Source organism: Actinocrinis puniceicyclus (genome assembly GCF_018283645.1).
GTDB lineage: Bacteria > Actinomycetota > Actinomycetes > Streptomycetales > Catenulisporaceae > Actinocrinis > Actinocrinis puniceicyclus.
Map to the genome: position 1 here is coordinate 1 of NZ_JAGSXH010000332.1, position 1,186 is coordinate 1,186.

The 1,186-nt window shown below is 72.4% G+C and carries 1 pseudogene; it reads right to left on the reverse strand.

The features are described 5' to 3' along the window. Window positions 1-1,075, reverse strand: a pseudogene (locus KGA66_RS29120) (hypothetical protein); the annotation flags it as partial. Between the last annotated feature and the right edge of the window lie 111 nt (window positions 1,076-1,186).

Genomic DNA, 1,186 nt, shown 5'->3' on the forward strand with positions numbered 1-1,186 from the left:
GTCGTGGTCCGCGCGGGGGCTTGGGGCCGGGGCTGCCGGGCGGGATCGCGCCTCCGCCCAGACCACCGGGCCCACAGCCGGGGCCGATGCGGTTGTGTAGTGCGCGCCCGGCCAGGCGTCCGGCGAGCATCCGCGCCGAGCCGGCGCCCGGTACCCCGATGGCGGTGCCGATCGCGGCCGCGGCGGCGGTCTTGAGGATCCCGGCGACGGCGGAGCGCGGCTGCCTGCCGAGGGCGACCCGCAGCACCCAGCCGGGCATCTTCAGCAGGATGGTGAACAGCGCGCCGCACACCAGCAGGTCGGTGAACCCCGCCGAGGTGGGTACGCCGAGCACGTCGCCGTTCGGGTCGAAGAAGGTCTGCAGCGCCAGGATCAGGGTCAGGGCCTGCAGCGTCTGGATCGCGAACACGGCGGCCAGCGCGCGCCACCACAGCCGGGCGATCGCGTCCAGGCCCGGCAGCGCGTGGCAGGAGAGGGCGAGGGGGGCGGCGAAGGTGAGCAGCATCAGGGCGGCGGTGCGCAGCGCGGCGGACAGCAGCACCGCGCCGGCCAGGACGGCCAGGACGAGGCCGGAGAGGACCAGGAAGATCTGGTTGACCCCGTCGGGCAGGAAGATCGAGTCGAGGATGTGGCCGAGCAGCGCGTTGCCGATCCCGGCCGGGTTCAGCGGCTGTCCCCAGATGGCTTGGGTCAGTGCGTTGAAGAACCAGATCGCCTTGCCGATCACCAGCAGGCTGGTGTTGGCGGCGATCAGGCCGAGCACCAGGCGCGGCGCGATCTGGGCGAGCGCGTAGCGGGTTTGCACGGTCTCGTGGGTCATCACGATGAGCCCGCCGATCACGGCGAACAGCACGTAGATCGTGTTGGCGATGACCAGGGACGCGGTCCACAGTTGCCCGGTGCGTCCGCCGGTGGTGTCCAGGTTGGACAGCACGGTCTTGCCGATCAGGTTCATGATCGGGGTCAGGGCGGCCTTGACCAGGTCCCCGAACCACTGGTCGATCGCGTGCTCGACCTGTCCCGGGATGTCCCACCACGCCGGGCCGGAAGAGGACGGGGCCGGCGGGCTCGGCATCGGCTGCGGCGCCGGAAGCCGACCCGAACCACCGCCCGAAGCACCGCCTGCACTGCCGCTCCCCGTGCCGGAACCGGCGCCGTTGCCGGGGCCTGGTGTGGGGTTCGGGGA